The sequence below is a fragment of the Rhodococcus sp. NPDC059968 genome (assembly GCF_042738615.1).
In the GTDB taxonomy this organism is placed as follows: Bacteria; Actinomycetota; Actinomycetes; order Mycobacteriales; family Mycobacteriaceae; genus Rhodococcus_F.
This window is the reverse complement of sequence record NZ_JBHWUE010000042.1, coordinates 1-14,817: the sequence shown is the minus strand read 5'-3', so window position 1 is coordinate 14,817 and position 14,817 is coordinate 1. Positions and strand designations below refer to the sequence as shown.

17 protein-coding genes are annotated in these 14,817 nt (G+C 67.9%); 10 read left to right on the top strand and 7 right to left on the bottom strand.

The genetic code is table 11. The annotated features are described in order from the left end of the window. Window positions 1-37 precede the first annotated feature (37 nt). Together dgoD and ACFWAY_RS28750 are read left to right on the top strand one after the other, a co-directional pair. Window positions 38-1,186 carry a galactonate dehydratase gene (gene dgoD / locus ACFWAY_RS28755; RefSeq protein WP_378512991.1) on the top strand — a complete coding sequence of 383 codons (1,149 nt, stop codon included), beginning with the start codon at window positions 38-40 and terminating at the stop codon, window positions 1,184-1,186. Window positions 1,187-1,191: 5 nt separating this feature from the next. Beyond that, the gene (locus tag ACFWAY_RS28750; protein WP_378452099.1) at window positions 1,192-2,505 is read left to right on the top strand and encodes an MFS transporter; all 1,314 of its coding nucleotides are present in this window, start codon (window positions 1,192-1,194) and stop codon (window positions 2,503-2,505) included. Window positions 2,506-2,563: 58 nt separating this feature from the next. Here the strand turns inward: ACFWAY_RS28750 and ACFWAY_RS28745 are convergent, their stop codons facing one another. The 3 genes from ACFWAY_RS28745 to ACFWAY_RS28735 all read right to left on the bottom strand — a co-directional run bounded on the left by ACFWAY_RS28745 (window position 2,564) and on the right by ACFWAY_RS28735 (window position 5,238). After that, on the bottom strand, window positions 2,564-3,490 hold the full coding sequence (locus ACFWAY_RS28745) for a tetratricopeptide repeat protein (RefSeq protein WP_378512990.1): 927 nt from the start codon (window positions 3,488-3,490) through the stop codon (window positions 2,564-2,566). A 118-nt stretch (window positions 3,491-3,608) separates the two neighbouring features. Next, a complete protein-coding gene (locus ACFWAY_RS28740; protein WP_378512989.1) occupies window positions 3,609-3,980 on the bottom strand; it encodes a DUF3817 domain-containing protein in 372 nt (123 codons plus the stop codon). Window positions 3,981-4,044: 64 nt separating this feature from the next. After that, window positions 4,045-5,238: an acetyl-CoA C-acetyltransferase gene (locus tag ACFWAY_RS28735; protein WP_378512988.1), complete on the bottom strand. Its 1,194-nt coding sequence runs from the start codon at window positions 5,236-5,238 to the stop codon at window positions 4,045-4,047. 95 nt (window positions 5,239-5,333) lie between these two features. Between ACFWAY_RS28735 and mce the strand changes: the two genes are divergently transcribed. Together mce and ACFWAY_RS28725 are read left to right on the top strand one after the other, a co-directional pair. Continuing rightward, window positions 5,334-5,807, top strand: a complete 474-nt coding sequence (mce, locus tag ACFWAY_RS28730; RefSeq protein ID WP_378512987.1) for a methylmalonyl-CoA epimerase — start codon at window positions 5,334-5,336, stop codon at window positions 5,805-5,807. Between the two features lie 68 nt (window positions 5,808-5,875). Next, the gene (locus tag ACFWAY_RS28725; RefSeq protein ID WP_378452094.1) at window positions 5,876-6,961 is read left to right on the top strand and encodes a hypothetical protein; all 1,086 of its coding nucleotides are present in this window, start codon (window positions 5,876-5,878) and stop codon (window positions 6,959-6,961) included. On the opposite strand, the gene ACFWAY_RS28720 is transcribed toward ACFWAY_RS28725, so the two are convergent. Next, the gene (locus ACFWAY_RS28720; protein ID WP_378452093.1) at window positions 6,958-7,284 is read right to left on the bottom strand and encodes an ATP/GTP-binding protein; all 327 of its coding nucleotides are present in this window, start codon (window positions 7,282-7,284) and stop codon (window positions 6,958-6,960) included. The two genes, ACFWAY_RS28725 and ACFWAY_RS28720, sit on opposite strands and share 4 nt — an antisense overlap. Before the next feature lie 16 nt (window positions 7,285-7,300). Further along, on the bottom strand, window positions 7,301-7,975 hold the full coding sequence (nucS, locus tag ACFWAY_RS28715) for an endonuclease NucS (protein ID WP_378452092.1): 675 nt from the start codon (window positions 7,973-7,975) through the stop codon (window positions 7,301-7,303). A 36-nt stretch (window positions 7,976-8,011) separates the two neighbouring features. Between nucS and ACFWAY_RS28710 the strand changes: the two genes are divergently transcribed. Then, window positions 8,012-9,613, top strand: coding sequence for an adenylate/guanylate cyclase domain-containing protein (locus ACFWAY_RS28710; RefSeq protein ID WP_378512986.1), 1,602 nt, complete (start codon window positions 8,012-8,014; stop codon window positions 9,611-9,613). Here ACFWAY_RS28710 and ACFWAY_RS28705 read toward each other — a convergent pair. Beyond that, on the bottom strand, window positions 9,560-10,342 hold the full coding sequence (locus ACFWAY_RS28705; protein ID WP_378512985.1) for a TetR/AcrR family transcriptional regulator: 783 nt from the start codon (window positions 10,340-10,342) through the stop codon (window positions 9,560-9,562). The genes ACFWAY_RS28710 and ACFWAY_RS28705 overlap by 54 nt on opposite strands. An 89-nt stretch (window positions 10,343-10,431) precedes the next feature. On the opposite strand from ACFWAY_RS28705, the gene ACFWAY_RS28700 reads away from it, so the two are divergent. From ACFWAY_RS28700 to ACFWAY_RS28685, 4 genes are all read left to right on the top strand, one after another. Next, entirely contained in the window at window positions 10,432-10,854 is a 423-nt protein-coding gene (locus ACFWAY_RS28700; RefSeq protein WP_378512984.1) for a hypothetical protein, read from the top strand. Continuing rightward, the gene (locus tag ACFWAY_RS28695; protein WP_378512983.1) at window positions 10,767-11,201 is read left to right on the top strand and encodes an SNF2 helicase-associated domain-containing protein; all 435 of its coding nucleotides are present in this window, start codon (window positions 10,767-10,769) and stop codon (window positions 11,199-11,201) included. Before ACFWAY_RS28700 ends, ACFWAY_RS28695 begins: the two co-directional genes overlap by 88 nt. A gap of 80 nt (window positions 11,202-11,281) precedes the next feature. Beyond that, window positions 11,282-12,217, top strand: a complete 936-nt coding sequence (locus ACFWAY_RS28690; protein WP_378512982.1) for an SNF2-related protein — start codon at window positions 11,282-11,284, stop codon at window positions 12,215-12,217. 8 nt (window positions 12,218-12,225) lie between these two features. Next, entirely contained in the window at window positions 12,226-12,612 is a 387-nt protein-coding gene (locus ACFWAY_RS28685; protein ID WP_378452085.1) for an SWIM zinc finger family protein, read from the top strand. On the opposite strand, the gene ACFWAY_RS28680 is transcribed toward ACFWAY_RS28685, so the two are convergent. Beyond that, window positions 12,578-12,952: a UBP-type zinc finger domain-containing protein gene (locus tag ACFWAY_RS28680; RefSeq protein WP_378512981.1), complete on the bottom strand. Its 375-nt coding sequence runs from the start codon at window positions 12,950-12,952 to the stop codon at window positions 12,578-12,580. The genes ACFWAY_RS28685 and ACFWAY_RS28680 overlap by 35 nt on opposite strands. A gap of 140 nt (window positions 12,953-13,092) precedes the next feature. Here ACFWAY_RS28680 and ACFWAY_RS28675 point away from each other — a divergent pair, with 140 nt between their 5' ends. Next, the gene (locus ACFWAY_RS28675; RefSeq protein ID WP_378512980.1) at window positions 13,093-14,703 is read left to right on the top strand and encodes a PucR family transcriptional regulator; all 1,611 of its coding nucleotides are present in this window, start codon (window positions 13,093-13,095) and stop codon (window positions 14,701-14,703) included. Window positions 14,704-14,817: the final 114 nt, after the last annotated feature.

Here is a 14,817-nt window from a genome sequence, read left to right as displayed (position 1 = left end):
CCGGGGCCACCACCACAGCCCCACACAGGAGGACTCCATGAAGATCAAGTCACTCACCACGTACGCCGTACCCCCCAGGTGGCTGTTCCTGCGAATCGAGACGGACGACGGCGTGGTCGGCTGGGGCGAACCGGTGCTCGAAGGCCGGGCCGCGTCCGTCGCCGCCGCAGTGGAGGAACTGTCCGACTATCTCGTCGGACAGGATCCGACGCAGATCGAAGACCTGTGGACGGTCATGTACCGGTCGGGGTTCTACCGCGGCGGCGGCATCCACATGAGCGCGCTGGCCGGCATCGACCAGGCCCTGTGGGACATCAAGGGCAAGGCCCTCGGCGTGCCGGCATACGAACTTCTCGGCGGCCGCGTCCGGGACCGGATCAAGGTCTATTCGTGGATCGGCGGCGACCGCCCCTCGGACACCGCGAAGGCGGCGCGCGAGGTGGTCGACCGGGGGTTCACCGCCGTGAAGATGAACGGCACGGAGGAACTGCAGTACCTGGACTCGTGGGACAAGGTGGACCAGTGCCTCGCCAACGTCGCCGCGGTACGGGATGCAGTGGGTCCGAACATCGGCATCGGCGTCGATTTCCACGGCCGAGTGCACAAACCCATGGCCAAGGTGCTGCTGAAGGAACTCGAACCGTTCCGGCTGATGTTCGTGGAGGAACCGGTCCTCTCCGAGCACGTCGACGGTTTCGTCGACGTGCTGCGACAGTCGCCGATCCCGATCGCACTGGGTGAGAGATTGTTCTCCCGTTGGGATTTCAAAACCGTCCTGGCGTCCGGAGCTGTGGACATCATCCAGCCCGACCCGTCGCACTGCGGCGGCATCACCGAGGCGCGGAAGATCGCGCACATGGCCGAGGCGTACGACGTGGCACTCGCTCTGCACTGCCCCCTCGGGCCGATCGCCCTGGCCACGTGCCTGCAGATCGACGCGGGCTGTTACAACGCGACGATCCAGGAACAGAGCCTCGGCATCCACTACAACACGTCGAACGATCTTCTCGACTATCTCGTCGACCCGTCCGTGTTCACCTACGCGGACGGTCAGGTCCGAATCCCCACCGGTCCGGGGCTGGGCATCGAGGTGAACGAGGAGTACGTCATCGAACGGGCCGCCGAAGGACATCGCTGGCGAAACCCGGTCTGGCGCCACAGCGACGGATCCTTTGCGGAGTGGTGAGGGCAATGGTGCAGACCCAGAAGATCGGCAAGTCCACGCCGGTCGCCGCGCAGGCGTCGAAGGCGCGCGTTCTCATCGCGGTAATGCTGTTCGTGACCGTCGTCATCAACTACATGGACCGCGCAAACCTGTCGATCGCGATGCCCGCGATCGCGGACGAAATGGATCTCTCCAAGGCGCAGCAGGGACTGCTGCTGTCGGCGTTCGGCTGGACGTATGCGGCGCTGCAGATTCCCGGCGGATGGCTCGTCGACCGGATTCCCCCGAGACTGCTCTACCCCGCCTGCCTCATCCTGTGGTCGGTCGCGACCGCGTTCATGGGGGTCATCGGCGGCTTCGTGGCACTCATCGCGTTGCGCCTGCTCGTCGGTGTGTTCGAGGCGCCCGCGTATCCGATCAACAACCGGGTCGCGACGGCCTGGTACCCCGAGCGCGAACGTGCGACGGTGATCGGCTTCTACACGTCCGGACAGTTCATCGGATTGGCCCTGCTCACTCCCTTCCTCTCCTGGCTGCAGTCCGTGCTGTCCTGGCACTGGGTCTTCATCGTGACCGGAGCGGTCGGGGCGCTCTGGGGTGCCGTGTGGTACGCGTTCTACCGCGAGCCACGCGACTCGCGGGCGAACGACGCCGAGATCGACCTGATCCGCGACGGCGGCGGACTCGTCGACCTCGTGGACGAGCAGCAACCCGAACGTCCGGCCGTGACCCGGAACGATGTCGCCACCGTTCTCGGCCGGCGCAAGCTGTGGGGAATCTATCTGGGGCAGTTCTGTCTCACGTCGACGCTGTGGTTCTTCCTCACCTGGTTCCCCACCTACCTCGTCGAGTACCGGGACATGGACTACATCAAGTCCGGATTTCTCGCCTCGCTGCCGTTCGTCGCGGCGCTCGTCGGCGTGCTGTTCTCCGGAGTGTTCTCCGATTTCCTGCTGCGCAAGGGAGTGTCTCTCGGAGTCGCGCGCAAGGGTCCCATCATCGTGGGACTGTTGCTGACCGTCGCGATGATCGGCGCCAACTTCACCGACTCGACCGCGATGGTGATCGTGTTCCTGTCCATCGCGTTCTTCGGCAACGGACTCGCGTCGATCACGTGGTCGCTGGTCTCGGCACTCGCACCGGAACGACTGCTCGGGCTCACCGGTGGAATGTTCAACTTCATCGGCAACCTGTCGTCGATCGCGACACCCATCGTGATCGGGTTGCTCGTCACCGACGACAGCTTTGCGCCGGGATTCGTCTACATGACCGTGGTGACCGCGGTCGGGATCGCGTCCTACGTCCTCCTGGTCGGACGGGTGGAGCGCGTTCGGAGCTGACCGACCCGCCGGCGGGGTGACCGGGGTGAGTGCCGACAGCACTCACCCCGGTTCCTCGTCAGTACAGCGCGGCGGCGAGTTTCCGGCGCGCGGTCATGACGACCGGCTCGGCCGGGTCGAACAGTTCGAACAGTTCCAGCAGACGAGTCCGTACCCGCGTCTTGTCGTCGCCGGCGCTGCGGGCGACGACACCGATGAGGCGGGCGAATGCCGCGTCCGGGGCCTGGGAGTAGAGCTCGACGTCCGCGGCCTGCAGCTGGGCGTCGATGTCGTTCGGGGCGGCATCCGCCGCGGCGACGGCACCGGGATCGGCGGACTGGACGCGGGCGAGGAAACGCACCTGACGGATCGCGCCCTGCGCCTCGGCGTTGGCCGGTTCCTCGTCGAGGATCTTCTGGAACTCGGCTTCGGCTGCCGACAGGTCGCCTTCGTCGAGCGCGGCCTCGGCGGCGACGAAACGCGGGTCCTCCGGCTCGGGCTCGTCCTCGTTGCCGTCACCGGCCGGCGGTCCGGACAGCTTTCCGGCGGTTGCCTGCTGGACGGCGGCGAGCCACTGACGCAGTTGCGGTTCGGGCTGCGCACCCTGGAAGTCGGCGAGCGGCTGTCCGCCGGCGATGGCGACCACGGTTGGGACGGACTGGACGCCGAAGGCCTGCGCGATGCGCGGGTTGGCGTCGACGTCGACCTTGGCGAGCACCCAGGTGCCGCCTGCCTCGTGTGCCAGCTTCTCGAGCAGGGGTGAGAGTTGTTTGCACGGCTCGCACCAGGTGGCCCACAGGTCGACGACGACCGGGACCTGCTGGGACCGGACGAGCACCTCCGCCTCGAACGTCGCCTCGGTGACGTCGATGACGGATGCGAGTCCGGTGCCGCCGGGGTCGGCCGGAGCGACGGCACCGTCCCCGGAGGGTGCGGGTGCGGGTGCCGGCGGGGGCGGAGCGGCCGCACGCTCCTTGAGGGCGGAGAGATCGACTGCTCCGCTCATGGCTGCGGCCACTGCTGAGGAACGCGCTGACGGACGAGAACCTGGTCGAGTCACGTCCACCAGTTTGTCACGATTTGAGCGCGCACCGGAATGCGGGCCGTGCCTACCGCGGTGCGGATCAGACGAGCGACGGTTCGCTCTTCGCTGCGCTCGACCGGGACAGTTCGCCCATCCGGCCGGTGCGGGCCGCCCAGACCTCGAACACGACGGTGCCGAACGGCGGGACGCTGGCGACGAGCGCCCAGAAGGTGGTGACCAGATTCCAGCTCAGCTTGCGCGCGGTCCACAGCGAGATGAGCAGGTACAGGACGAAGACACCGCCGTGGATGGGCCCGAAGATCTTCACGCCGATCTCGTTGCCGTCGGCAGGCAGGTACTTGAAGGCCATGCCGATGAGGAGGCCGAGCCAGGTGAATGCCTCCAGAATTGCGACAAATCGGAAGCGCTTGGCCGTGGTGCTGAGATCGAAGACGTTCGCCATGCCGACCATTGTGCCCGACCATCTACGACAGTCCGTAGTGGTGTGAGATACACCACCGCGGACTGTCGTCCTGTCAGGCCTTGGGGACGCGCACGATCAGGGCGTCCCCCTGACCGCCACCACCGCACAGTGCCGCGGCGCCCACACCCCCACCACGACGACGCAACTCCAACGCCAGATGCAACGCGATCCGCGCCCCGGACATCCCCAGCGGATGCCCCATCGCAATCGCCCCGCCGTTGACGTTCACGATCTCCGGATCCAGCCCCAGCTCCCGCGTCGACGCGATCCCCACCGCCGCGAAGGCCTCGTTGATCTCCACCAGATCCAGATCCTTCGGCTCGATCCCCTCCTTGGCGCAGGCCTTCGCGATGGCCCGCGCCGGCTGCGACTGCAACGTCGAGTCCGGACCCGCCACCACCCCGTGCGCGCCGATCTCCGCGATCCACGACAACCCGAGTTCCTGCGCCTTCGCCTTGCTCATCACCACGACAGCGGCCGCGCCGTCGGAGATCTGCGACGCCGACCCGGCGGTGACCGTGCCGTCCTTGCTGAACGCCGGACGCAGCCTGGCCAGCGATTCCACCGTCGTATCGCCGCGCACGCCCTCGTCGGAGCCGACCAGCACCGGATCGCCCTTGCGCTGCGGCACCGGCACCGGCACCACCTCGTCGTCGAACACCCCGTCCTTCCAGGCCCGCGCCGCCTTCTGATGCGACGCCGCCGCGAATGTGTCCTGCTCCTCGCGGCCGATCCGCTGCCCGTCCTCCGCGTTCTTCGCCTCCGTCAGACTCCCCATCGCCTGGTCGGTGAAGATGTCGTACAACCCGTCGAAGGCCATGTGATCGCGCATCGTGACGTCGCCGTACTTGAAACCCTCCCGCGACTTCTCCAGCAGGTGCGGGGCCCGCGACATCGACTCCTGACCCCCGGCGACCACGACGTCGAACTCGCCGGCCCGGATCAGCTGATCCGCCAATGCGATCGCGTCGATCCCCGACAGACACACCTTGTTGATGGTCAACGCCGGCACATCCATCCCGATGCCCGCGGCCACCGCGGCCTGCCGCGCCGGGATCTGCCCCGTTCCCGCCGTGAGCACCTGACCCATGATCACGTACTCGACCTGCTCGGGAGCGACGCCCGCCTTCTCCAACGCACCACGAATCGCCACCCCACCCAGATCCGAACCCGACACATCCTTCAACGAACCCAGCAACCGGCCCATCGGGGTCCGGGCTCCGGCGACGATCACAGAACTGGTCACGATTTCCTCCGCGTGAGACGAGTTGGGCAGGTGCGGGGCGACGGAAGTCACATCCCGACGAGAACTACCGAAACGGTAGCGCTAACGTCGGGACCATGACACAGTCCTCCCCCACCCAGACCACGTCGCCGCTGTCCTCGGACCTGGTGACCGCCATCGACCACGTCGGCATCGCCGTTCCCGACCTCGACGCCGCCATCGCGTGGTACTCCGAACACCTCGGCATGGTGTCGACACACGAAGAGGTGAACGAGGAGCAGGGCGTGCGCGAAGCGATGCTGAGCGTCGTCGGCTCTCCCGAGGGCAGCACCGCGCTGCAGCTTCTCGCACCGTTGAACGAGAGCTCGACCATCGCCAAGTTCATCGATCGCAGCGGACCCGGTCTCCAGCAGCTCGCGTACCGCGTCACGGACATCGACGCCATCTCCGCTCAGTTGCGCGAGCACGGTGTGCGGCTGCTGTACGACGCACCCCGCCGCGGAACCGCCGACTCGCGCATCAACTTCGTCCACCCGAAGGATGCAGGCGGAGTTCTCGTCGAGCTCGTCGAGCCGTCGGCGACCCACTAGAGCTGTGGCCGGCCGCCGGGTACCAGGCGCAGAGACAAGTTCTACTTTGCCCAGGTAGATTGGCGGCCATGGTAAACGAGCAGGACCGTGGTTCGATCCCCCTTCCTTTTTCCACCGTGCGCAAGGGATTCGACCGGGACGAGGTACGTAACTACTTCGAGCGATTCGACGCGGAGCTCCGCGTCACTGCCGCCGACCGCGACGCCGCGGCGGCGCAGGCGCGGGATCTCGCCAAGCAGCTCGACGATGCGCGGGACGAGATCGACGATCTCCGCAAGGATGTCGACCGCCTGTCCGTTCCGCCGACCACCGCGGAGGGAATGAGCGACCGCATCTCGCGCATGCTCCGGCTCGCGTCGGACGAGGCGTCCGAGGTGCGCGCGAAGGCCGAGGCCGACGCCGCCGAGATGATCTCCGTCGCCGAGCAGGAGGGCGCGCAGCTTCGCGGCCAGTACGAGTCGCTGGTCGCGGAACTCGAAGACCGCCGCAGTGCTCTCGAAATTCAGCACGAGCAGACGATGGCGAAGGCCCGCACGGAGGCGGCGAAGATCGTCGAGGCCGCTCAGTCCGAGCGCGACCGCCTGGCCGCCGAGGCCGAACTGCGTCGGTCGCAGGTGCAGGAAGACTTCGACCTCGCGATGTCCGAGCGCCGCCAGAAGACGATCACGGCCGTCAACGAACTCGAGTCCACCAGCAAGGCCGAGGCGCATCGTCGTCTCGCGGATGCCACGCACGAGGCGGAGCGCAGGTTGCAGGCGGCCACCGACCAGTCGGAGCGCAAGATCGCCCACGCCAAGGAGCTCGCGGAAGAACTTCGTGTGCTACGCGGCCGGATCCTGGCGCAGCTCTTGGGAATTCGGGGGCAGCTCGATTCTGTTCCGGCGATGTTGGCGTCGGTCAACCGGGAGAGCGAACTCCTGGACGCGCAGCCCGACACCGCGGCGTCGAACTCGCAGAAGCGCTCGGACGAGAACACCAACAGCAAGTCGGCTCCGGGCGGTGCCGCGGACCGGAAGACCGCGCAGAACGAGTCCGGAAAGAACTCCGCGGACGAGACGGACAACTCGGACGAGGACACTGCGGTGCTGTCCACCGTCGAGAAGAACCCGGCGAACCGGCCGGCGAATCAGCGGACCGTGAAGACGGGAAGCTAGGACCACCTGCGCGTGAGGCCCCGAGTGCTGCGTCCCGACCAGCACCCGGTGTGCCAGTGCCGCCGGTCCTCGGCTCCGCCGTATTCGGCCGGCCAGGTGACGAGGTGGGCGACGCCCGGCCGGATGTCGTGATCGCAGCCGGGGCACCGGTAGGACTTGGTCGCCCGGGCCCCGGGGATCGTGCGGACGACGAAGCTCTCGTCCGCGTAGCCAGCGGGCCCGGATTCCTGCCGCATCATCGCACTGCCGAACAGCGACCCCTCGGAGTTGTCCGGGGGCGCACTGCGGCGTGTGTTCTTCCGCTGGGGTTTGCGACGGGGCACGGGTTCAGCCTAGGCCTCAGAAGAGCCGGAACTCGGTGCTCTCGGTGCCGCGCAGCGCTTCGTAGTCGAGCACCAGGCACCGGATCCCGCGGTCGGTGGCAAGGGTTTTGGCCTGCGGCTTGATCTGCTGGGCGGCGAAGACACCGCTCACCGGCGCCAGCAGCGGATCCCGGTTGAGCAGTTCGAGGTACCGCGTGAGCTGCTCGACACCGTCGATGTCTCCGCGGCGCTTGATCTCCACGGCGACGGAAGCCCCGTCGGCGTTCCGGCACAGCAGGTCGACGGGACCGATGGCCGTCATGTACTCGCGCCGGACGAGCGTGTAGCCGCTGCCGAGCGTTTCGACGTGTTCGGCGAGCAACTCCTGAAGGTGTGCCTCGACGCCGTCCTTGATGAGCCCCGGATCGACACCGAGTTCGTGACTGGAGTCGTGCTCGATCTCCTCGAGGGTGATCCGCAGTTCCTCACCGGCCTTGTTGGTCACCACCCACAGCGCTTCGGCGTCTTCCACGGAGTCTTCGACGAGCCAGCAGGGCGGGCTCATCCAGTTCAGCGGCTTGTAGGCGCGGTCGTCGGCGTGGATGCTCACGGAACCGTCGGCCTTGATCAACAACAGGCGACGAGCGGTGGGCAGATGTGCCGTCAAACGGCCTACGTAATCGACTCGGCATCTGGCAATCACTAGGCGCACCCGCCCACCCTAAGGGATCGCGCCGACTAGTCTCGAATGACCATGCGCAGCCCCCGCCGATCCGTCGCCCCGATGGGGTCGTGGTTGCTCGGATCGCCGGACGAGAGTCCCCGCCGGCGCCGTATCCGCGTCCAGCTGCTGCTGACCGCCCCCCTGGTATTTACCAACCTGGTCGGCGCGGTGATCACCTGCCTGCTCGTCAGTGTCGTCGTCCCCGGCCCGAGTGTGTGGTCGAGCGAGTTCACGATCGCCAATTTCGTCGCGGTGCCCGTGTTCGTGCTGTGCGCGGTCCTGGTCGGTGTGACCTGGGGCACCAAGCGACTGGTGTCGGATCTCCGGTGGGCGACGGAGGACGACGCGCCCACCGACCACGACCGGTCGGCGGCGTTCCGCGCACCGTGGCGTCTGACACGTGTTCAGGCGGCGTTGTGGGGCATCGGGCTGGTCTTCTTCACGACGCTGTACGGCATCATCGATCCCCAGACCATTCCGAAGGTCGCGTTCACGATCGCCTTGGCCGGGATCACGGTATCCGCGTTCTGTTACCTGCTGACGGAGTTCGCGCTCCGCCCCATCGCCGCCCGGGCACTGGGATCGGACGGACCGCGACCCCGCCGAACCCTCGGCATCACCGGCCGCACCGCACTGGCGTGGATCCTCGGGACGGGTGTTCCCGTGCTCGGTCTGATGCTCATCGCGATCTTCAGTTTCATCCGGCCCGCGAGCCCGACCAGCCTCGCGGTATCGATCCTTGCACTGGGTGGTGTGATCCTGCTCTTCGGCCTGCTGCTGGTCGTGATCAGTGTGCGCGCCACCGAGGCGCCGATCCGCTCGGTGTCGCTGGGCATGGCGAAAGTGGCGGAGGGCGATCTCGACGCCGAGGTCGTCGTGTACGACGGCACCGAACTCGGCGCGCTGCAGACCGGGTTCAACCGGATGGCCGAGGGACTCCGCGAACGTGAGCGGATCCGCGACCTGTTCGGGCGCCACGTCGGGCAGGAAGTGGCGTCCCAGGCCCTCCGGCACAACTCCGAACTCGGCGGGGAGGAACGTGACGTAGCGGTCCTGTTCGTCGACATCATCGGGTCCACCACGATCGCGGCCACCCGGTCGCCCGCGGAGGTCGTGGACCTGCTCAACCGGTTCTTCAACGTGGTCGTCGACGAGGTCGATCGGCGAGACGGATTCGTCAACAAGTTCGAAGGTGACGCCGCGCTGGCCATCTTCGGGGCACCCGTGGCGCTCGACGACCATGCAGGTGCCGCGCTCTCCGCTGCTCGGGCCCTCCGCGAACGGCTCACCGCCGAGGTACCGGAGTGCGACGCGGGGATCGGAGTGGCGGCGGGTCGCGCCGTGGCCGGAAACATCGGCGCCCACGAACGTTTCGAGTACACGGTGATCGGCGATCCGGTCAACGAGGCGGCGCGGTTGTCCGAGCTCGCCAAGAACGTGTCCGGACACGTCGTCGCGTCCGAGCGGGCGATCGACGCGGCAGCCGATGACGAACGCACGCGGTGGCAACTCACCGACACCGTCACCCTGCGCGGCCGCGTCGAGCCGACCACGCTGGCCGTTCCCGCCGAGCTACTCCCCGCCGGTTCCGCCGTCGACGATGAGGGCGCCGACTCCGTCGAGTAGCCGGGCGAGCCCGAATTCGAAGGCGTGGGCGGGCGCGTACGCGGCGTCGTGGTGTTCCCCCGCCGAGGCCCCCACCCGGGCCGCCAGCGGGAACCGGTCGGGGTCGAAGACCTTCTCGAAGTGCGGAGCGACGCGCTGCCACCATTCACTGTCCGCCTCCCCCTGGGCGGCAAGCGCGGCCGCGTCCACCGCGGCCCGCGCGGCGCCCGCGACGAAACTGTCGAGGAGCGTGACGACGGAGTCCATGTCGAGGTCCGACAGTCCCAGCCCCTCGACCGCGCGCAATTCCCGCTCGTACTTGGCCATCCCGCCGGGCCCCAGAACCGGCCGGCTCAGTGCGACGACGCCGAGCATCCACGGGTGGACGCACAACAGTTGAAAGTAGTCGTGAGCGGCGGCCGCGAGTCGCTCCCGCCACCCCACATCGGTATCCTCGGCCGGCTCGAGTGTGGACAGCGCGCGATCGAGCATCACCTCCACCAGTTCCGTCTTCCCGGGGACGTGCGTGTACAGCGACATCGCCCCGGCGCCGAGCTCGGCTGCCAGCCGGCGCATCGAGACGGCGTCCAGCCCTTCCGCATCCGCGACGGAGACGGCGGCCTCGACGATCCGGTCGAGCGTCAGGCCCGGCTTCCCGTTGCGGGGGCGCGAGATCGGCGTGCTGCCACCACCCCACAGCAGCTCCATGGTGCGGGCGGGGTCGCCCTCCGGTGTCGCGCTTCTACCCATGCCGAGATCTTCCCACGGCGCCCGGGAACAATTCCGTCCGCCGCCTCATTGACGTACGGCGTACCGTAAACCAGGCGAAAGGCGCAGTAGTGACAGCGGAGCCCATCCTCGCCACCCGTGCGGCCACCTTCGCCCCCTCCGATCCCCTCGCGACTCCGCCTGGCGTTCTGGCGCGACTCGCCGGACGGACCGCCGCCGCCGTCGACACGATCCCGCGGCTCGAATCGCCGGCCGACGCCGGGCCCTACCTGGACTGGAACGCCGAGACGTCCCCCGAACTCCGGGTGTGGACAGGCGCCCTGGCACCCGACGCGATCGCGTTGTCGTTGCGGATCGACCCCGTCGATCCCGGCGCGGTCGACCTCTCGGACAGCGAGTTCGACGCCACGGTCCAGGTGCACGGTCTCGCCCGGCCCGGGGTGGTGTGCGATGCCGTCGACCTCTGGCCGGCATCCGACGCTCGCCGCGAGCCGAGGCGCCGCACCGCATCCGACTCGAGGACGACGACCTGACTTCCCTCGCCGGGGACGCCGGCCGTCGGCTGCGCCACCGAGGAGTCGAGATCCAATGGCCGCGCAACCTGGTGGCGCGTACCTCGACCCGCATGATCCTCGGCGAGCCCGGGTCCGGCGAGGGGGCAGCCGCTTTCGGTGGCGACCGCGCCTTCGACTTCGACTGGCGTGTCGCGGTGGGCGACGACGTGCTGACGCGGGAAGAGATGGAAGAACTCGTGTCGGCGGAGCGCGCCGTCGTGAAGCTCCGCAACCGATACATCGTGGCGGACTCGGCGTTGATACGAAAGACCCTCCAGCGGCGTACCGGAACGATGACGTCCATCGAGGCCCTGCGGTCTCGCTGACCGGCCGGGCCCGGCACGGGGAGGAGGTCGCCGGACTCACGGGCGCCTGTCTCGCCGACGACATCGTTCTGGGAAAGACGTTGACCCTCATCGCGGTTCACCTGCACCGCCAGCAGGCACCCGTAACGGCAGGACCCACCTTGGTGGTCTGTCCGGCGTCGCTGCTCGGGAATTGGCGACGGGAGATCGAGCGCTTCGCACCGGGCACCGGTGTCCTCGTCCACCCCGGTCCGAAGCGGCGTCCTCCCGGTGAGACGGTCGCGGGCGGCAGCGACGAGGCGCAACACCTGAAGAACCGCGCGGCGTCCGTCACCCGCGCCCTGCGCACGATCACTCCAGAGCTTCCGCCGAAGACCCAGATCGACCTGGACGCCACGCTCACCCCGGAACAGGCGGGAATGTACGAGGCCCTCGTCCGCGAGGCCATGGAGCAGATCGAGAAGAGCGACGGCATCGGGCACGCGCGGCAGCATCGTGTCAGTGCTGACCGGTCTCGAGCAGATCTGCAATCACCCGCCCAGTACCTCGGCCAGGAGCACTCCGCGCTCGCCGGTCGTTCCCGCATGATCGGTCTGCTCGACGAGCTGATCGACACCAACCTGTCGGAGGGCGGGCGTTCGCTCGCGTTCACCCACTTCACCACGATGAGACGGCTGTTGCGGCGGCACCTGATGGCGCGCGGGGTGGGCTGCGAATTCCTGCACCAGGGGCACTTCCGTCGCCGCCCGGGAGAAGCTGGTCGAACGCTTCCAGAACGGCGACATGCCGACGCCTTCACCGAACTGACCCGCGGACTGGTCGGGCCGCTCACGTTCGCGGCCGGGCTTGTCTCCGCGGACGTGCACACGGACGAGGAGAGACTGCACGTGCGGATCCGGGTGGACCAGCTGGACGAGCGCCAGTGGCGCGAGGTGCTCGCGACACTCGCGTCCCGGAGCGGTCACGTCGCCCAGTTGTCGAGTGGGACGCTTCCCCGCGAACTCGACGACGACTCGCTGCCGTCGACGTGTCCCTAGTACCGTCGATGTTCGATGCCGACGCGACGTGCACCTGCGAGGAGTGGGATGTGCCTTGCCGCCACGCTGCCGCGGTGCTGTATCAGGCAGCGTGGGTGCTCGACGACGACCCGTTGCTCTTCTTCCTCCTGCGCGGACGGGTGGGGCAGGAGGTTCTCCGACTCAGGCACGGCGCGCACGAGGAGTCGTCCCAGTTCTCCTTCGACGCTTCGTACACCCCGGTGTCGGCGTCGGATGCCTACGCCGCAGTTCCCGGACCGCTTCCGACGCCGCCGCGCCCCGGCGGAACCCCGGTACGCCCAGGCTGGCCGGCCGACGCTCCCCCCGAGGTTCGGGCGGACGCCGTCTGTTCTGCGATCGTCACTGCGATTTCGCGATACGGAGACCGTGCCTGACGTCGTCGGACGGTCCGGGCACCAGGCTCGGTGCGACCACCCGGGCCCCGGTCGCCGGATACGGCGTGCAGATCTGGGCGTCGTGCACGAAGCACCAGCGCCAGTTGTCCCCCGGGTGGAGGGACTGGACGATCGGATGACCGCTGCGTTCGGCGTGGTGTCGCGCGTGCCGCATCGGTGATCCGTCATTGCATCCGACATAGCCGCACGTCAGGCACAACATCAGGTGCTCCCAGCGGGTACCGAGTGCAAGACAGCCCTCGCACCCGTCCGACGTGTGCGCGACGACATCGCGAATCATGTTCAGATCGGGATCGTGCCAACTATTGGATTGGGTCATAGTGCCACCCCTCAGTAACCAAGGTTGGCGGCTGATCCGTCTCTCCACATGGTCACGGCGGAACGAAAGAATCCCCCGAAATCCGGCCTCAATGGACAGCGTCCCGGTTTCGACGGCGCAAAACGGGGTAGTTCCAAGCCATGGATCTGGAAGCAGCCCCAGACCCGAGGGTGGATCACATGCCGCGGGCGACGAACCTGTCCGCGGTCGTGGCCGTCACCGCGCACATGCACGACTGCGGGAATCGGGACGAGATCCTGGCCCTGCTGGTCGAAGCCCTCCCCGAACTCGGTCCCTTCACAGTGGAACCCGTGTCGGCTCTGACGGGCGAACGCCACGACGACGACGTCTGGCGACACCGCGTGCTGCTCGACGATTCGTGGTCGAGGCCGGTGTCGCTCACCCTGCGGGCCGACTACCCGCCGACCCCGGTGCAGGCCACCCTGCTCGAGTTGTTGATTCAGCACACGGGGTCGGCCCTGCGCGCCGCATCGCTCCGCTCCCGGGCGGCCACACAGGAACGTCAGTTACGCGAGGCCGCGGACGAGATCACCGCGCTCGACGCAAGGGCCGTGCGACTCGAGGAGGAAGCGAAGATCCACAACACGTTCGGGCGCCTCGCCGCGACCGGCGCCGACGAGACCGCCATCGCCGAGACACTCCACCAGGTGACCGGACTCGCCGTCGGGATCGAAGACGCCTTCGGCAATCTCCGCGTCTGGTCCGGCCCGGACAAGGCCCCGCGGTACCGCAAGACCGGCGGCGGGAACCGAGTCGACGTCCTGCGCCGTGCCGCGATGGAAGGGCGCCCGCTGCGGCACGACAACCGGATCGTGCAGATAGTCCGGCCCGGCCAGACACTTCTCGGCGTCCTGTATCTGTCGGACCCGGAACATCGGGCCACCGACCTCGACACGGTCGCCCTCGAATACGCCACGACGATGCTCGCCGTCGACATGTCGCACCGCAGAGCGCTCGCCGAGACGGAGGCGCGACTGAGCCGCGACCTCGGCGCCGACCTGCTCGCCGGCACGGACGACGACAGCGCCTATTCGCGGGCCGACGCACTCGGCTACGACCTGCACACCCCGCAACGCGTTCTGGTGGTCCACTGGGGGCCGGACACACCCGTCGAGTCCGTCACGGAGGCCTTCCGGCGCCACCTGACGTCCACCGACTCGTCGGCCCTTCTCGTCCAGAGCAACGAGCACCGAACCGGGGTCCTCGCCGCCGTCATGGACGCAAAGACAGACGTGAACATCATCTTCACGGCATTGGAGAAGTCGCTCGGCCCCGCGGTCGGAGTGATCGGCGTCGGATCCGAATGCACCTCCCCCAGCGGCCTACCCGACTCCTACATCCACGCAATACGGGCGCTCGAGATCAGAAAGCAGTCGCTGTCGCCCCGCGGTGTGGCGCTGTTCGACGAACTCGGCGTCTACCGCATCCTCGACTCGCACAGCAGCACCGGAGACGTCGAGGCGTTCGTGCAGGAATGGCTCGGCCCACTGCTCGACTACGACCGGGAACACCGCAGCACGATGACGGCCACACTGGCCCAATACCTCGAATGCGGCGGGAAATACGACGAGACCGCGCAGGCGCTCAGGATCCACCGCAGCACCCTGCGATACCGGATGTCTCGCATTCACGAACTCACCGGGCGTGATCTCCGTAGCGTCGACACACGCCTGAATCTTCATCTCGCGTCCCGCGCGCTACAAGTCCTGGCCGGCGGTGCGCCGGGGTGAAAGGGTGTGCGGGGCACCGGTTGTGGTCGGTGAAGGGTGTCCGGGAATGCCGAAAGCCCCCCAACAAGGTTGGGGGGCTTTCGGTAACGGATGTTCGGCGGTGTCCTACTCTCC

What these genes read in the sequence shown, in the direction of transcription:
- ACFWAY_RS28745 (WP_378512990.1), bottom strand. Translation starts at nt 3,490, where the DNA reads ATGAGCGGAGCAGTCGATCTCTCCGCCCTCAAGGAGCGTGCGGCCGCT.
- dgoD (WP_378512991.1), top strand. Translation starts at nt 38, where the DNA reads ATGAAGATCAAGTCACTCACCACGTACGCCGTACCCCCCAGGTGGCTG.
- ACFWAY_RS28675 (WP_378512980.1), top strand. Translation starts at nt 13,093, where the DNA reads ATGGATCTGGAAGCAGCCCCAGACCCGAGGGTGGATCACATGCCGCGG.
- mce (WP_378512987.1), top strand. Translation starts at nt 5,334, where the DNA reads ATGACACAGTCCTCCCCCACCCAGACCACGTCGCCGCTGTCCTCGGAC.
- ACFWAY_RS28740 (WP_378512989.1), bottom strand. Translation starts at nt 3,980, where the DNA reads ATGGTCGGCATGGCGAACGTCTTCGATCTCAGCACCACGGCCAAGCGC.
- ACFWAY_RS28685 (WP_378452085.1), top strand. Translation starts at nt 12,226, where the DNA reads ATGTTCGATGCCGACGCGACGTGCACCTGCGAGGAGTGGGATGTGCCT.
- ACFWAY_RS28750 (WP_378452099.1), top strand. Translation starts at nt 1,192, where the DNA reads ATGGTGCAGACCCAGAAGATCGGCAAGTCCACGCCGGTCGCCGCGCAG.
- ACFWAY_RS28680 (WP_378512981.1), bottom strand. Translation starts at nt 12,952, where the DNA reads ATGACCCAATCCAATAGTTGGCACGATCCCGATCTGAACATGATTCGC.
- ACFWAY_RS28725 (WP_378452094.1), top strand. Translation starts at nt 5,876, where the DNA reads ATGGTAAACGAGCAGGACCGTGGTTCGATCCCCCTTCCTTTTTCCACC.
- ACFWAY_RS28710 (WP_378512986.1), top strand. Translation starts at nt 8,012, where the DNA reads ATGACCATGCGCAGCCCCCGCCGATCCGTCGCCCCGATGGGGTCGTGG.
- ACFWAY_RS28705 (WP_378512985.1), bottom strand. Translation starts at nt 10,342, where the DNA reads ATGGGTAGAAGCGCGACACCGGAGGGCGACCCCGCCCGCACCATGGAG.